Origin of the sequence: Leptolyngbya sp. NIES-2104 (genome assembly GCF_001485215.1) — a bacterium.
GTDB lineage: Bacteria > Cyanobacteriota > Cyanobacteriia > Leptolyngbyales > Leptolyngbyaceae > Leptolyngbya.
The window spans coordinates 4,314,932-4,330,589 of record NZ_BBWW01000001.1; the positions used below are offsets into that span (position 1 = coordinate 4,314,932).

19 protein-coding genes are annotated in these 15,658 nt (G+C 49.1%); 18 read left to right on the forward strand and 1 reads right to left on the reverse strand.

All coding sequences use genetic code 11. The annotated features are described in order from the left end of the window. The first annotated feature begins 13 nt into the window (after positions 1 to 13). The 5 genes from NIES2104_RS20600 (at position 14) to NIES2104_RS20620 (ending at position 5,043) form a co-directional block, all read left to right on the forward strand. On the forward strand, positions 14 to 1,447 hold the full coding sequence (locus NIES2104_RS20600; protein WP_059000114.1) for a Uma2 family endonuclease: 1,434 nt from the start codon (positions 14 to 16) through the stop codon (positions 1,445 to 1,447). Positions 1,448 to 1,649: 202 nt separating this feature from the next. Beyond that, positions 1,650 to 2,039, forward strand: coding sequence for a hypothetical protein (locus NIES2104_RS20605; RefSeq protein WP_156427009.1), 390 nt, complete (start codon positions 1,650 to 1,652; stop codon positions 2,037 to 2,039). 123 nt (positions 2,040 to 2,162) lie between these two features. Continuing rightward, positions 2,163 to 2,996 carry a hypothetical protein gene (locus NIES2104_RS20610; RefSeq protein WP_059000116.1) on the forward strand — a complete coding sequence of 278 codons (834 nt, stop codon included), beginning with the start codon at positions 2,163 to 2,165 and terminating at the stop codon, positions 2,994 to 2,996. A gap of 314 nt (positions 2,997 to 3,310) precedes the next feature. Next, positions 3,311 to 3,874 carry an NADPH-dependent FMN reductase gene (locus NIES2104_RS20615; protein ID WP_202815099.1) on the forward strand — a complete coding sequence of 188 codons (564 nt, stop codon included), beginning with the start codon at positions 3,311 to 3,313 and terminating at the stop codon, positions 3,872 to 3,874. Positions 3,875 to 4,104: 230 nt separating this feature from the next. After that, a complete protein-coding gene (locus tag NIES2104_RS20620) occupies positions 4,105 to 5,043 on the forward strand; it encodes a helix-turn-helix domain-containing protein (RefSeq protein WP_059000117.1) in 939 nt (312 codons plus the stop codon). A 90-nt stretch (positions 5,044 to 5,133) separates the two neighbouring features. Here the strand turns inward: NIES2104_RS20620 and NIES2104_RS20625 are convergent, their stop codons facing one another. Continuing rightward, a complete protein-coding gene (locus NIES2104_RS20625; RefSeq protein WP_059000118.1) occupies positions 5,134 to 6,033 on the reverse strand; it encodes a LysR family transcriptional regulator in 900 nt (299 codons plus the stop codon). 120 nt (positions 6,034 to 6,153) lie between these two features. On the opposite strand from NIES2104_RS20625, the gene NIES2104_RS20630 reads away from it, so the two are divergent. From NIES2104_RS20630 to NIES2104_RS20690, 13 genes are all read left to right on the forward strand, one after another. Next, positions 6,154 to 6,903 carry an SDR family NAD(P)-dependent oxidoreductase gene (locus NIES2104_RS20630; protein WP_059000119.1) on the forward strand — a complete coding sequence of 250 codons (750 nt, stop codon included), beginning with the start codon at positions 6,154 to 6,156 and terminating at the stop codon, positions 6,901 to 6,903. 60 nt (positions 6,904 to 6,963) lie between these two features. After that, positions 6,964 to 7,572: a nuclear transport factor 2 family protein gene (locus NIES2104_RS20635; RefSeq protein ID WP_059000120.1), complete on the forward strand. Its 609-nt coding sequence runs from the start codon at positions 6,964 to 6,966 to the stop codon at positions 7,570 to 7,572. A gap of 12 nt (positions 7,573 to 7,584) precedes the next feature. Next, complete coding sequence (locus NIES2104_RS20640) at positions 7,585 to 8,157, forward strand: nuclear transport factor 2 family protein (RefSeq protein ID WP_059000121.1); 573 nt, start codon at positions 7,585 to 7,587, stop codon at positions 8,155 to 8,157. Positions 8,158 to 8,327: 170 nt separating this feature from the next. Next, on the forward strand, positions 8,328 to 9,293 hold the full coding sequence (locus NIES2104_RS20645; protein WP_059000122.1) for an NADPH:quinone reductase: 966 nt from the start codon (positions 8,328 to 8,330) through the stop codon (positions 9,291 to 9,293). Between the two features lie 300 nt (positions 9,294 to 9,593). Continuing rightward, positions 9,594 to 10,052 (forward strand): DUF3237 domain-containing protein, encoded by a 459-nt coding sequence (locus NIES2104_RS20650; protein WP_059000123.1) that lies wholly within the window; start codon positions 9,594 to 9,596, stop codon positions 10,050 to 10,052. A gap of 45 nt (positions 10,053 to 10,097) precedes the next feature. After that, a complete protein-coding gene (locus NIES2104_RS20655; protein ID WP_059000124.1) occupies positions 10,098 to 10,712 on the forward strand; it encodes an NADPH-dependent F420 reductase in 615 nt (204 codons plus the stop codon). A gap of 19 nt (positions 10,713 to 10,731) precedes the next feature. Then, on the forward strand, positions 10,732 to 11,565 hold the full coding sequence (locus NIES2104_RS20660; RefSeq protein WP_059000125.1) for an alpha/beta fold hydrolase: 834 nt from the start codon (positions 10,732 to 10,734) through the stop codon (positions 11,563 to 11,565). Positions 11,566 to 11,600: 35 nt separating this feature from the next. After that, entirely contained in the window at positions 11,601 to 11,948 is a 348-nt protein-coding gene (locus tag NIES2104_RS20665) for a 2Fe-2S iron-sulfur cluster-binding protein (RefSeq protein ID WP_059000126.1), read from the forward strand. Positions 11,949 to 12,004: 56 nt separating this feature from the next. Next, positions 12,005 to 12,313 carry a muconolactone Delta-isomerase family protein gene (locus tag NIES2104_RS20670; RefSeq protein WP_072218225.1) on the forward strand — a complete coding sequence of 103 codons (309 nt, stop codon included), beginning with the start codon at positions 12,005 to 12,007 and terminating at the stop codon, positions 12,311 to 12,313. An 18-nt stretch (positions 12,314 to 12,331) separates the two neighbouring features. Beyond that, a complete protein-coding gene (locus NIES2104_RS20675; protein ID WP_059000128.1) occupies positions 12,332 to 12,772 on the forward strand; it encodes an ester cyclase in 441 nt (146 codons plus the stop codon). Between the two features lie 63 nt (positions 12,773 to 12,835). Then, entirely contained in the window at positions 12,836 to 13,840 is a 1,005-nt protein-coding gene (locus tag NIES2104_RS20680; protein WP_059000129.1) for an NAD(P)-dependent alcohol dehydrogenase, read from the forward strand. Positions 13,841 to 13,873: 33 nt separating this feature from the next. After that, the gene (locus tag NIES2104_RS20685) at positions 13,874 to 14,842 is read left to right on the forward strand and encodes a zinc-binding dehydrogenase (protein WP_059000130.1); all 969 of its coding nucleotides are present in this window, start codon (positions 13,874 to 13,876) and stop codon (positions 14,840 to 14,842) included. A gap of 10 nt (positions 14,843 to 14,852) precedes the next feature. Beyond that, positions 14,853 to 15,641 carry an enoyl-CoA hydratase/isomerase family protein gene (locus tag NIES2104_RS20690; RefSeq protein WP_059000131.1) on the forward strand — a complete coding sequence of 263 codons (789 nt, stop codon included), beginning with the start codon at positions 14,853 to 14,855 and terminating at the stop codon, positions 15,639 to 15,641. The last annotated feature ends 17 nt before the right edge of the window (positions 15,642 to 15,658 follow it).

Consider the following 15,658-nt stretch of genomic DNA (forward strand, 5'->3'; position numbering starts at 1 on the left):
GGAGAACTAGATCATGACCGATTTGCTTCAAGAACATCGCGCTTGGACACCCGGATCAAGAAAGCTGGAATTGATCCACGGACAATTGAGGGTGGGCGATCATGCCACCCATAGTCTGCGACTTCTGAAGCAGATTTTGCGCGGTTGGGGGATGGATGCGATCGTCGCGCTTGCCCCGGAACGGTTGTGGTGGCAGGCACTCTCCGAAACGTTTGGCGCTCCCCCGATCACGGGTTTGGATCAGTGGGATGAGATCGCTCCGCTCCCCGCAGTGACCGCGCTGCAAACTTGGGCAAGCACGATCGACTACACGCCGTCCCACCCACCGCATCTTGGGCAGTGGCAATGGGACGATACCCATCGTCGACAAGCTCTGCAACTGGCTTTTTTCGAGTTGAGCCGACGACCTGAAAAACTGGGAAGCTCGACTGGCATTGGCGTGGTGAATCGCTTGGGAGAAACGGGACTGATGCCAGATATCGTGTTCTACTGTGGAGAACCGCGCAATCGCCTCTATGACTACTATGTTGAGGGAGCCGCCGAAGTAGTGGTGGAATTCCTGCAACCAGGTTGTGAGGAGTATGTTCGCACGGTCAAGCAACCGATTTATCAAGCGGCAGGAGTGCCGGAACTCTGGATCGTGGATCTCAGACAGCGACATCTTCAGTTCCTCCGACTGATCGATGGAAGCTATCAAGTTCAAACTCCAGATGCGGATGGATGCTACGCCATTTCCAGTCTTCCGGGCGTGACCTTCTTAGTGGAGCGCCTATGGCAACCAGACATCCAGGATCTCAACCCTTGCGCTGAGCCGTGGTTTGAAGTCGCTGCCGACACTCCGAAGCGACCCAAGTTGACCTCCGTGGGGGAAGGGTTGGATTGGAGCAAAGCCCTGCTGAAATTTCCGGTCGGACTTGATCCCGTGCCAATTCGGTTTGAGGATTACATCTACTGGTGTCCGCCGACCAAGTTTGAGTTGGTGAACGGTCAGATCAACATTGGTGGACAAGATGGCATCAAGGGCTTAGCAGGGATGTTGATGATGACCTTTGGGCTGCGGGAAGTCGTCAAGCTGGCTCATTCCCAAGCCTGGGTGCAGGCATTGGTGAACTCTCGAACCCATGCGATCAACCCGAATCATAAAGCAGCAGTTTGGCACACGGCTCAAACCGTCGCGACCTTTTTGCGCCATCACTACCAGTGCGATCGCATTGCGGTTGCAGGCGATCTGATTGCGCCGGTGCCCTGGAGTCTATGGTCAGAAATTGTCGTGGTGATCTGGGGCTTGCTGCCCCCCAATGACGAAATCGACCTCAATCGCTATACGGCTCCAGAGCAGGTGGTACAGCAATTGGGAGGTGAGTACCGAATGCGTTTAATCGATGCGAGTAGAGCCTTAACCGAGGCGGAGCAGGAAGTCTTAGCAGCAGGCTGGATCGACCTATAGTCCTAACGAAATGATAGAGGTAACCCATGACCACCCTAGAAGAGAGCGATACGCTACTCGTTCCACAGTCTTCCCCCTTAGCAAATATTAAGCTGTGGAACCCTATCAAGCCAATTGGCGATCGTCCGAAGGAGAACTTGCTTCGCAAACCGCTTAATTGCTCGATGTTTCTAAGCAATTTTTGCTTCCAGAGAGTGAACTGATGAATGAAGCCAATACACATCGCTTGTTTGAACGGTTTGACCAGTTGTATCGCGGTCGGCATCTACCGGATACGCAGAACTTGATGTGCTACGGATTTTCGTGTGAGGATGGCTGGTTTGCCTTGATCTGGGAATGGTCTGAACAGATCGAAGCATATTGCCAGATGCATCCCGACGCTGATGACCTGATGGTAGTGCAAGTCAAACAGAAACTTGGGGAACTGCGGTTCTATACACAGCCCAAAATTTGGGATATAGAATATTTGATCGAAGCTGCACGAATTCGATCGCTGCAAACCTGTGAACTGACAGGAGCGCCAGGAGCATTGTGTCAGTTGCCATCTGAGGTCGGATCTTATTATCAAACACTGTCGATCTCGTTCATCTGAAGAATTGGGTTTTGTGCTTGCGACTACAACTCGATTGCATCCGCAACTGCCACCCCGTTCATCCGGCTGAATCAAAAGGTATTGCTTAAAGATCAGAAAGATTACTCCTCGTCGAATGGAATTATGTCACGTTCACCCTTTTCTCTCTTTAGTCAACAATACTTCGCTGCCTTACTAAATAGTTTTGGCACGGTCTACTTGAATGAGCCAGTCCCGCGCAATCCAAAGCTGAGAATCTACAAGCATCCTGCTCGCTCTGATTTTGGCACTGCGGTTCTGGGTGCGCTGACGGAAGGCAGCCCTCAAGTTTGGGTTAATCCTGAAATTATTGCCGAAGCAGAAGTAGTGGATGTTCTGTTTGAGCCAGATCCGACAGCCTCAAAAGCCGTGCTAGGCATTTTGGGAGACTTGCTGATTCAACCCTGCATTATCGAGTCGCTCCGATCTCTACCGACGAGTTGGGAGTTCAGGGCTTGCTTGGGACACTGGCTCAGATGGCAAGTCGAATCGGACGGCAGCATCATTCCGGTTGATGAAGCAGCGCCAATCGACAACGAGGATGCGTGCGAAGAGAACGACGAGGCTGAAGAACTGGAGTGCGATCGACGTTTGCTAGTAATCGTCCCCCAGATGACGGCTCAGCAACTCGAAGGATGGGGAGCAAGATTATCTGGTTGCCAGATTGCGGGTCTTTACGAGCTACCGCCTATTTACGCTACAACGATCGTCTGCACTCGCGAACTGCCAGAAACGGCAGAGACGCTATGGTTGAGGTTGCTGAGTCGTGGGTCAACCCAGCGAAAAGCGATCCAAGACCTGATCAAATTAGAGCCAAATCATCCGCTTCGATCCGTCACGTTACACTCGTTACAGTCTTGGTATCAACGTCTGTCTGAAGACACCCAGAACCGAGAAAGCAAGCTTCTGATGCAATTGCTGAGTCAGATCGAACTTTGACTCAAGATGCCGCGATGAGCTAGCTAAGGATACGTCCGGTGGAAGCAACGAGAGCACAGACAAACTGCCGAAGTGCTGGATCGAACCTTGAAACTCCATGCGATCGCAAATCAACGGGTCGATGATTTGCTCAATGATTCAACGGACTAATTTTTCAATTCTCGAAGCGCCTTCGATCTTAGGACTTTCGCCGTTAGGGGTAAGACAACCTCAAACAAGCTTGCTTCATTTTGGTTTGCCGTGATGGAGTTGAGAAATCATCGTGAAGTCACTAGAGTGGAGATGCTCATTAATTCAGAACAGGTTGAGAAATAGTGACTTTTGCAGACACCGCAAGCAAATCTCGCACCATTCACATTCTTGCTATCTCAGGCAGCTTGCGTCAGGTTTCCTCTAATACTGCTCTGCTTCAGGCTGCGATCGTCCTGTTGCCAGAAGGAGTCGAGATGAAATTATACAGTGGACTGGGGGATTTGCCCCATTTCAACCCTGATCTTGAACCAACGGAACCACCCTCCGTCACAGAGTTACGATCGCTGGTGAAATGGGCAGATGGGTTAGTGATTTCAAGTCCAGAATACGCGCATGGTATACCAGGTGTGTTGAAGAATGCGCTGGATTGGTTGGTGAGTGGGGAAGAGTTTGTCGGAAAGCCAGTTGCATTGTTTAACGCATCGCCGCGAGCGATTCATGCCCAATCCTCACTGACTGAGATTGTGACTACGATGGCAGGACACATCGTGCCTGAAGCCTCCGTTACGGTTTCTCTGCTGGGTAAAAATCTAGATGCAGCAGGAATTATGGCTGACCCAGAGATTTCAGGTGAGCTAAAATCTGCAATGATTTTATTCGCCAACGCGATCGAGCAATTTTCGTAGCAGAACCAAGCACATCTCGAACGGTTACTATCTATTACACTTCCTGTGCATTCTTAACTTTTGCTTACAGTTCCGCCCTCTAACGAGGGGATTTGCTCATCATCAGAAAGAGTTAAGCAAGAGTTGGCAAGGCAACAATGGCAACTGCTGCGATTTCAGCACAATTCCTCCGATGACTTCCTTAACTATGGAGGCTGCGATCACCAAAACTGTAATTGAGGAGTCCTCTTGTGGAGAGCAAAGACACAGAGCCGCAGTCTCTCGCGGCTAACCTAGCTGAAACGGAATCAGCTTCCCAAATCTTTCCGCGATCGCCCGTCCAAATGAGTGATCCGAGTGCTTGGCAGAATATCTTTTTGGTGCATCATCGTCAGCCCGCCTGGGAGATGCCAGAAAACTATTTGGCTCAACCCATCGTCAGCGTCAATATTGGTGCTGCTCAGAAGTTAGAGCGCGTGATCGAGGGGCGACTGCAACGGGAGAATTTCTTGACGGGAAACATTGCGCTCTATCCCGCAGAAGTCGATTACTGTCTGCGGTGGGAGAAAGAAGCCGAGTTTTTGCTTGTGGGACTCGATCCAAACCATCTATCGCAACTAGCAGCGGAAGTCTCCGGCAAAGAAACAGTAGAACTGCTGCCATTGCTGTCTGCCCCTGATCCCCTGATTCATCAGCTTGCACTGGCGCTTAAATCTGAACTAGAGTCGCCCCAGGTCGGTGGAAAGCTCTATGTCGATACGATCGCTCAAACTTTCGCCCTGCATCTCTTACGAAACTACACTTCCAGTCAGCCTAGAAGTGTGCCCTCAACGCTCCACGGACTGCCCCAACATAAGTTACAGCAGGCAACCGACTACATTCAGGATGCGCTCGATCGCGACCTCAGTTTGGCAGAACTGGCGGCAGTCGTTCAGATGAGTCCATTTCATTTTGCTCATTTGTTCAAACAATCGACCGGACTCGCACCGCATCAGTTCGTGATTCGATGTCGAGTGGAACGTGCTAAAGAACTTCTCCTACACAGTTCCCTCAGCATTGCTGACATTGCGGTTGAAGTGGGCTTTGCCAATCAGAGCCATTTGACGCGGCATTTCCGGCGAATTGTTGGGGTCACACCTCGCACAGTTCTAGCCAATCGCAAGAATGTACCAAATTCCGCAAAAACGTAGCAGACTGATTTTCTCGATCAGCCTATCGTTGGCAATGTGATGCACACTCAAGTGAATTAAGGGAGGGGAGTTAAGAGCATTTGCTCATTGCTAAGCGCGATCTGGAGTCCTCAAGTTAGCCTCTTGCACAACTCTCAAGAAATTAGGAACGGCTGGGTGTGTCGAGCCAGAATGCCAAGCCACAACCAATTCTAGAGTTGGGGTTGGTTCATGAAGCGGCTTAAATACTACTCCTGAATGTCCAATATTGGACAGCGATCGCTGCATCAGTGCGAGTCCAATCCCGACTGATACTAAGCTCAAAATCGTTTGCTGCGGAATGACTTCTTGCACAATTTTAGGACTGTACCCTGCTTTTTGAAACATGGCGAGGATGCGATCGTATAAAACCGGACCAATGCGCCGAGGAAATAGAATAAACGGCTCGTCTACTAACATTTGAAGCGATATCACCGCTTTGTTCGCAAGTGGATGATTGGTAGGCAGCACCAGAACTAGATCTTCTTGATAAATGGTTTCTGTATTCAATACGTCAGTTTCTAAGGGGGGATGGAGTAGCCCGACATGCAAGCGTCCCTGGATCAGTTCTGTGATCTGTTCCGGGGTACGAAGTTCGTTCAGCATTAGTTGAACGTTGGGATAGGAGTCGCGAAATCGAGACACGATTTGAGGCAGCACACTGCTGAGTGCAGGTCCGGTAAATCCGACTTCGAGATGACCAATTTCTCCGCGCCCGGTTTGTTGGGTGAATTGAATCGTTTGTTCTGCTTGCTGCAAAATTTTGGTGGCTCCTTCATAAAAGATGTGTCCTGCTTCTGTAAGTCGCACGGTGCGCTTGGTGCGGTGAAACAAGGATGTGTCGAGTTCGAGTTCTAATTGACGAATTTGCTGACTGAGGGGTTGTTGTGTGATGTTCAACCGCTTTGCGGCTCGTCCAAAGTGCAGTTCTTCTGCCACCGCAATAAAGTAACGAAGATGACGAAGTTCCATTTGAATGTTTTAGGTGTTAGTTGCAATAGAAAAGAGTGTTAGACATTGATCTTTGTCTGTGTCTAAGATTAGCGTTAATGTTCGGAGTGTCGATGGGGTTGTACGTTGAAAATAGACAAAATGACAAGTAGATTAGCGAATCAAGTTGCGATCGTAACGGGTGCATCGTCAGGAATTGGAGAAGCAACCGCGATCGCACTTGCCGTAGCAGGCGTAAAAGTTGCCCTTGCTGCCCGTCGAGTCGATCGATTGACCACTCTCAGTCAGCAAATTCAAGACCAAGGTGGAACTGTGATGGCGATTGAAACTGATATCGCCGATGAAGTTCAAGTCCGAAATTTGGTGCAAAAGGTACAGACGAATTGGGGACAGATCGATATTCTCATCAACAATGCTGGAGTCATGTTGCTCGGTCCGATTGATGGTGCAGATACTGAAGATTGGCGACGCATGATCAATGTCAATGTATTGGGCTTAATGTATGCGACTCACGCGGTTTTGCCAGTGATGAAAGCTCAGAAATCAGGGCATATCCTCAACATTTCTTCTGTGGCAGGTCGAGTCGTTCAGCCCTATGGAGCAGTTTACTGCGCGACCAAATTCGCAGTGGGTGCATTTTCAGAATCCCTGCGCCAGCAAGTTTCCAGCGACAATATTCGCGTCACGATCGTTGAACCGGGTGTCGTTGCGACTGAGCTAGTTCAGCATATTACTCATGCTGAAACGAAGGATATGGCAGAAACATTTTATGGCTCGATGAAAACGCTGGATAGCGAAGACATTGCTAGTGCAATTGTTTACGCATTGACTCAACCCGCTCACGTCAATGTGAATGAACTGCTCATTCGCCCTACTCAGCAAGAACGTTGACGGTTCAACCAGTCTACCAGGTTAAATTTTAGGCATCTGACAACAAAGGAATGAATCACGATGACAGCTAACTCTAATCCCCCTGAACAATTGATGAGCCATTTGGTTCTTCCAGCTAGTTTTTTTGCTCAACGTCCATTAGTGACAGCCGATGGCTCTGCGGTGACAGCCGATGATCGCTTTGCGCTCATGGATTTAGTCAATCGTGTTGAGTGGTGCATTGGCTCCCGACAGAAAGAGGCTTACAAAAATCTCTTCACAGAAGATGCGGTGTTTGATCATGCAGCAGGGCGTGTCCAAGGAAATCAGAACGTAGCGGATCTCACCTGGCAAATTCCCTACTACGGGCTGCGGCATATGTTCTTAAACCATGTGCCATTCATTGATGATCAGGGTTATTTAGCAATGCTCAGCCACATTCTAGTCGTTCAGGTTGTTGCAGAACATTCCATCTCTGTCCGCTTTCCCGCGATTCTTGATCAAGGAGTTGTGCGATTTGTATTCCAGAAGCAAGCCGGATCGTGGAGAATTTCGGAAATGGTATTTGAGCAGCAGAAGCTTGCCGATTTCAGTGGCGCACCCCCAGAAATGCTCCACAGTATGGCGCAAACTCAGACACAGCGACAAATGAGCCGCACGACTGGCGAAGTAACACCATCCACTCTATGAGAGGACTTTTTCATGTCACAACTGCTTCATCTTGACATTCCTAGCGAGGTTTTTGCTCGCGGTGAACTGGTCACACAGGAGGGCTACCTTTTAACTGTTGAAGATCGCATCAATATCATGCAATTGCCTGCTGAATATGAATTTGCGATCGGAGCGCAAGATATTGATGCGATCGCAGCCTACTATACCGATGACATCATCATTGATCATCCGCTTGGGTCTGCCAAAGGAAAAGCATCTGCGCTTGACCTCGCTTGCAGCGGCAAAATTCCCATCACGGGTTTACGCCATCAATTCTCAAATCAGGTCGTGTTCATTGATAAAAGCGGCAACCCTGCTTGCATCAGTTACATGACTGTGATGCAGATTGCAACGGAAACTCCTTCAAGCGTAAGTTTGCCAACAATCTTTGGACATCTCGTTCTGCTGGATGTGGTTCAGAAAGTGAATGGCAAATGGTGCTTTGCAAAGCGAATTTTTGACCAACTCAAGGTAGCCAATCATCTAGGTCTAGATGAAGCGACTCGTCAACAGATTGCTCAAACTCATGCTGAGCGTGCTGCAAGCAATGGTGTACCTGCTTAACTGCAAAATAATATCGTTTCCCTGAGAGAACTGCGATCGAACGAGCCAAAGAGCAGGGGCGTTAGTACCTTATCGATCGCAAGAACGTACCAAATTCCGCAAGAACGTAGCATCTTTTTAATTCACGTTGATCTACCGTACTAAACAATGTACGAAGCGAACGAGTCTCTATGAAAGCGATTCAAGTTAGCCAATTTGGTTCTCCTGATGTTCTCCAACTTGTAGAACTTCCCGACTTGACTCCTGCCGCAGGACAAGTTGTGATGCAGGTTCATGCCGCAGGGGTCAGCCCACTTGATACCTATGTGCGGGAGCAAAGTCACGGCGCACCTACCCCGCCTTTGCCTTATATTCCTGGATTTGAGGCGGCAGGGACGATCGCGGCTCTCGGTGAAGGAGTCACACAATTTCAGGTTGGGGATCAAGTCTATGCCAATACCTTTTTAGGCGCTTATGCCGAGCAGGTTGTACTAGATGCGACTACCGTTTATCGATCGCCCAACACCGTTTCTTTTGCCCAAGCAACGATGCTGTCTAATTCTTATCCAACTGCCTACTATGCGCTCTATCATTTGGCGAAGGCGAAACCGGGTGAAACTGTCTTTGTGCATGGAGCCAGTGGTGCAGTCGGTACGGCAGCAGTCCAAATGGCGCGGGCAGGTGGTCTGAAAGTTGTGGGAACGGCAGGCAGCGATCGCGGCTTAGAATTAATCAAATCTGAAGGCGCACATTATGCTCTGAATCATCGTGACCCAGATTATCTGAAGCAGGCACTAGCAATTACAGACGGTCAGGGATTTGACATCATTCTGGAAATGAATGCAACCAAGAAACTGGCAGATGATGCAATGCTGGTCGGCAAGTTTGGGCGAATCGTCGTGATTGGTGGAACGAATGGTGCGGCTCCCTTTGATGCAACGCCGATTCTATGGAAAGGAGCCAGTATTATCGGATTGTATATTGGGTTAGCAACACTCGCAGAATTAGCACAGATTCATGCTGCAATTTATGCGGGACTAGAGAACAAAACCTTGCGCCCAACCGTTGCTCAGGAGTTTTCATTAGTCGATGCAGCAAAGGCACATGAAGCGGTGCATCAGAATAGTAGCTCAGGAAAAATAGTGCTTTCGTTTTAGAACAAGTGAATTATCAAGCGATCGAGGCACTCAGATTTACTTAAGCGTGCCGCTGGTTTAAGCAGACCTAGCACAATGTCTAGGTGAAAAACGCAACAGTCGTCCAGTCCTATTTTGATTCATCAGGAGTACTCTTGAGGCAGTGACAACTCATTCCTTCGCTCAAACTGTGGAACGTGATGCAGAAAGCATTAACCAGGATTCGATTTAGGATGGCATTCGTCTCGCTCACCATGAACAACCGCAGCACCGACTTCATGGTTTCACCGTTCAATCTTTTTTGGATACCAAGCACAACTTATGTTGACCTACTCACTGGAACCAATTTTTTCTTATCACCTTCAGTTAGACCCTCCGGAGATTTTGGGACCTGTCCCCGATGGCTTTCGAGCGAATGCCTATGTTAAATCTGGAACGATTACAGGAGAAAAATTACACGGCATTCTTCGTTCAGGTGGCGGTGACTGGTTTACGATTCGTCCCGATGGCGTTGCGATTACCGATGTGCGAGGGACGATCGAAACTCAGGATGGAGCGCTGATCTACCTCACTTATACTGGGGTGATGGATTTGGGGGAGGATGGCTATCAAAACTTCCTCAACGGTCACTTTCCGCCTACTGCAAAGATTCACACAACGCCTCGTCTTCAGACTGCTCATCCGACTTATCAATGGTTAAATCGGGTGCAATGTGTGGGTGTTGCCGTCTTAGATTTTGCCACGTTTGAAGGCGATTTTGAAGTTTATGCGCTGCGCTGAAATCGTAGAACTGGCAACACCTTTAATCTCTTACGGAGAAGTCTCATGTCGAAAATTGGTGTGATTGGGTCTGGTGGAATCGGAGGTACGATCGGAACATTGTGGGCAAATGCAGGGCATGACGTGTTCTTTAGTTCTCGCAACCCGGAGAAGCTGTCTGAGTTAGTAAAACGCGAGAACACCCAAGCTGGAACAGTTGCAGCCGCAGCTAAGTTTGCAGATGTGATTCTACTTGCTTGTTACTATTGGACGATCGATGATGCGATCGCTGCTGCGGGTTCGCTCGATGAAAAAATCATTGTCGATGCAACCAATCCTTACAGGCTCAATGAGGGCAAAATTCATCGCGTTCCTGATGTAAGTTCAGGCTTAGAACTCGCATCAAAAGTTCCGAATGCAAAAGTCGTAAAAGCTTACAACACCTTGCCAACTGCGACCTTTGCGAATGAAGCGCATCGTTCTGATCCCTATGCGTTGTTCTATTGTGGAGACGATGCTGCCGCGAAAGCGATCGTTGCTCAACTCATCTGCGATAGTGGTTTTGCAGATATTGACACGGGCAACCTCAACCAGGTGATTCACCAAGAACCGGGCGGCGTACTTTACAACCATCCCATGTCTGCAACTGAGGCTAAAAAATTGCTGCCTTCTCTACAGTGAAATAACGTGAGGAAATCACATGACAGAACTGAGCCATCATGTCGCCTCGATCGAGGGAATCAACCTCCACTATCTGAAAGCCGGACAAGGGAAAGCCGTTGTGCTGCTGCATGGTTGGCCGCAAACTAGCCATGAATGGCACAAAATCATGCCCAATTTAGCCGAACACTATACTGCGATCGCCCCCGATCTCCCCGGTTTAGGCGATTCTGATCCTTTAAGCGATGGATACGATAAACGCAACATCGCCAAATACCTACATCAGTGGATTCAGCAACTCGGCTTTGACTCTATTTACTTGGTGGCTCATGATATGGGAGTTCCAGTTGCCTATGCTTATGCAGCACTGTATCCTACATCGGTCGATCGACTCGTCATTCTCGATGTGCCTCCTCCCAATCCAAACTCACAAATTGCACTGTGGCACATTGCATTTCACATGATTCCAGAGTTGCCAGAAGCCTTAATTCAGGGACACGAAGAGCAATATTTGCGCTACTTTTACGGGGATGCTTACCCGACAGCGATTACGATCGAAGATGTACGCGAATACGTTCGCTGCTACAGCAATCCGGCATCGCTCAAAGCGAGTTTAGACTACTATCGCGCCTTTCCGCAGGATGTTCAGGACAACATTGAGTTTGCAAAAACGCCGCTCACAATGCCCGTTTTAGTGCTGGCAGGAGCACGATCTCCACTAGGAAATGCTGCTTATCAAGTGATGCAAACCCTGGCAACAGACGTTCAAGGCGAAGTCATTGCGGACTGTGGACACTGGATTGCGGAGGAACAACCGGATGTATTGCTCACTCACTTGATGAGCTTCTTTGCTAAAGCAACCGTTTCTGTTTGATGTCAACCTTCCAGCATCGGTAGGAGAATTGGATTATGCCAACTGTCAAAGTTTATGGACAAAGCTACACCTGTGAGCCTGGTAAAAATCTGCGCGAGTTTCTGCTGAGTCAGCAGGTTGAACTATACAACGGAAAAGCCTCGTTGATTAACTGTCATGGTCATGGCACTTGCGGAACTTGTGCTGTTGCAATTCAGGGAGCAGTGTCAGAGCCAACGTCGATCGAGAAATTTCGGATGAATGTACCTCCGCACAAAGGTTTGGATTCGGGTCGCCGTCTTGCTTGTCAGGTTAAAGTTTTAGGGGACATTGAAGTGACTAAGTATAGCGGCTTTTGGGGAGAAGGAGAAACCTCTGTGCAAAGAACGGCTGCTGAATTCTAGTACTATTTCACCGACCCATGTGCCTGAACACAAGTCGTTTTTTGGAGGAGAATGTCGTGCAGTTTCTAATTCTTTTTCGGGTTGTTACAGGTACCCCAATGGATCAGGTCTTCGCCCTAGTCAAAGAAGAATCTGCTCGAAATTGGGAGTTTTATGCAGCGGGACTATTTCGACAGTCTTTTTACTTCGATGATTATAGTGGTGCAGTAATTCTGGCGGAGGCTAATACTCAAGATGAAGTTGAAATGGCGACTCAGAGCTTTCCAATGGTCAAAGCAGGGCTACTCACAGTAGAAGTTATTCCCTTAAGACCTTATATCGGAATTGCTCAACTTTTCGCTAATCCAGTTTCGCTAAGTGCTTGAACAAATGGGGAAATGAACATGACGCAAACGATGAACACGACTGAACATCCATCCAAGCGGCAGATTGCTGAATTATTCTATGCTGCAATGAGCACAGGAGATTCTAGCTTACTGGATCGATCGCTTTCCCCAGATTGGATTGATCATACGCTTCCTGCGGGGCGGCAGCCCGGACGGGAAGGCATTCGACAGGCATTGCACATTCTTCGCACAGCGATTCCCGATTTAGTCTGTACGGTGCAAGAGATGTTCTTTAGCGAAGATAAGGTGATCACTCGTATTGTGTTTAGCGGCACTCATACGGGCGAGTTTCTAGGGGCACCTCCGACGGGTCAGCCAATCCAATTTATTGCCTTCGACATCCATCGGGTGAGCCACGATCAGATTGTTGAAAGCTGGCATCTCGAAGACAATCTCACCCTGTTTCAACAAACCCGACTGATTCAGTTTCCCAGCTAATCAAAAGGTGAAAAGTCATTCGCGCGGTCGCACCCCTAACTTTCCGCTCAACAGGAAAACTAAATGAAAGCGTATCAGATTAAAACAGCAGCAGGCATTGATGGGTTAACAGTCAGTGAGTTGCCCATGCCTGAACCCAGTGCAGGACAAGTGTTAGTGCGTGTCCGAGCGACTTCCCTGAACTATCGGGATACGGCAGTTGTCAGTGGACGGTATCCTGGGCAAACGCTGCCTGTGATTCCTTTATCGGATGGTGCAGGCGAGGTCGTCGCGATCGGGGAAGGAGTAACGCGGGTGAAGGTCGGCGATCGCGTTGCGGGCATCTTTTTTCAGGACTGGATTGCAGGCAAGCTGACCCGCGTGAAGATTAAATCGGCGTTAGGCGGCGCGATCGATGGAATGTTAGCGGAATACGTTGTCCTAAATCAGGAGGGGGTAGTGCTGCTCCCCGAAAACCTATCTTACGAAGAGGGCGCATCCTTACCTTGCGCGGCGGTCACGGCTTGGCAAGCACTGGTGACAAGAGGTGGATTAGCCGCAGGAGAAACCGTCTTACTGCTAGGCACAGGTGGTGTTTCCATCTTTGCACTGCAATTTGCCAAACTCTTAGGAGCCAAAGTTATTATCACCTCTAGCAGCGATGAAAAACTAGAACGCGCACGATTGATGGGAGCGCACGAAACGATTAACTATAAGCAGTTTCCAGAGTGGCAGAAAACCGTTTGGGAGTTGACTCATAAAGAAGGCGTAGATCAAGTGATCGAAGTGGGTGGAGCAGGGACGCTCGATCGATCCCTACAATCTGCCCGTGTCGGTGGACGAGTGAGCTTGATTGGAGTATTGGGGGGCGCAGGCGAGGTGAACTATGTCAATATTTTGCAGAAAAGTATTGATGTTCAGGGCATCTATGTTGGAAGTCGAGAAATGTTTGAGGCGATGAACCGGGCAATCTCGCTTCATCAAATTCAACCTGTGATCGATCGCGTATTTCCATTCGATGCAGCACCAGACGCTTACCGCTACCTACAAAGTGGCAGTCACTTTGGTAAAGTCGTCATTCAACTTTAACGATTCACCTTTATCTGATTGAGGCGATGTCCGATGCCAAACTTAGTTCGAGCTGTTGTTGTTGACCCGACTGTTCCTGGGCGGTTAGCTCTTCAAACTGTAGAGCGATCACAACCTTTACCGAATCAAGTCATTGTCCAAGTCGAATCGATTTCGCTCAATCGTGGCGAAGTGCGACGCTCTCAAAGTGCTGCTGCCGGATGGCGACCCGGTTGGGATTTTGCTGGAACAATCGCTGAAGCTGCCGTTGATGGTTCTGGGTTTCCAGCAGGAACTCGGATTGTCGGATTCTTGCCCGAAGGGGCTTGGGCAGAACAAGTGGTCGTGCCGACTCATGCGTGCTGCTTCGCAGATACCGCAAGGGTCGCATCTCTCCCTGATTCAGTCGAGTTCAAAACTGCCGCAACCTTACCTGTAGCAGGACTAACCGCATTACTGTCTTTAGAACGGGGTGGACTGTTGCTAGATCGATCCGTGCTGATTACGGGTGCGTCGGGCGGCGTTGGATATTTTGCGTGTCAGTTAGCGGCACAAGCAGGCGCGATCGTCACGGCTCAAGTGCGTCGTCCTGAGTTAGTCGAGTTTGTCAAAGCTGCTAGAGCACATCAGGTGATTGTAGGAGACGATTTTGCTGCCTATGCTCCTTATCATCTCGCGCTCGATTCTGTCGGTGGAGAAGTTCTACCTGCTGTACTAGAGCAGCTTGCGCCAGATGGAACCTGTGTTCTGTTTGGTGCAACATCTGGCACGAAAATTACATTCAACGCTTCTAAGTTCTATGGGGGCGGCGGGCTGAGTTTGTATGGCTTTATTCTGTTTCACGAACTGAAGAAGCAATCTGCTGCGACTGGATTAGCTCGGTTAGTTCAGTTAGTTGCTCAGGGTGTACTTGCTCCGCACATTGATCTAGAAGCTTCGTGGAGTGAGATTGCACAGGTTGCACAGCAACTCACCGATCGACAGTTTCTTGGTAAAGCGGTTCTCCATATTCAACCCAGTTAAGAGGATTTTCATGATGCACGCTCTCGAAACCTATGCTGCAAACTATGCTCATTTCGCTAAACTAACTCGGCAATCAGGCATTCTCACGATTCAGTTTCATACCAGCGACCAATCCTGGGAATTGATGGGTGAAACTCGTGACCTGTTGCCTGATTTGTTTATCGACATTGCCCACGATCGCGAGAATCGTGTTGTGGTGATTACTGGAACTGGAACTGAGTTTTGTGCTACGCTCAATCCCGAAAGTCTTCAACGAGAGCTAGGAGGCTGGGGAGCCGATGTTGCTGACCGCTGGCGCTTTGGCGGCAATCATGCGGTGCGTAAAATGCTAGAGATTGAAGCACCTGTAATTCTCTGTCTCAATGGGGCGCTTCTGCAACATGCTGAAATCTGGATGTCTGCGGACATTGTGCTGGCGGCTCCAGAAGCAACGGTGCAAGATTTCCATATTGCAGGCGGGCAAGTACCGGGCGGTGATGCTTCTGTCGTCTGGGAAACGCTGTTGGGTCACAGTCGAGCGAAGTACTTTCTACTTACTGGACAAATTCTCACTGCTCAAGAATTGCATCAATGGGGGATTGTGCATGAATTGTGCGATCGTACTGCTCTGCTCGATCGCGCTCAAGAACTCGCCACTAAGTTTACAGGCTTGAATCGCCACGTCTTGCGCTACGCCAAAGCTAGTGTGACCGAACGATTGCGACGCAATTTAGCGATGGAGCAACCTTATACACAAGCCTTGGTCATGCTGGGCGCTCAATCTGCGGTTCCAGAACTGCTGGCTCAACTTCAGCCGTAACAAGCATAAACTTCAAG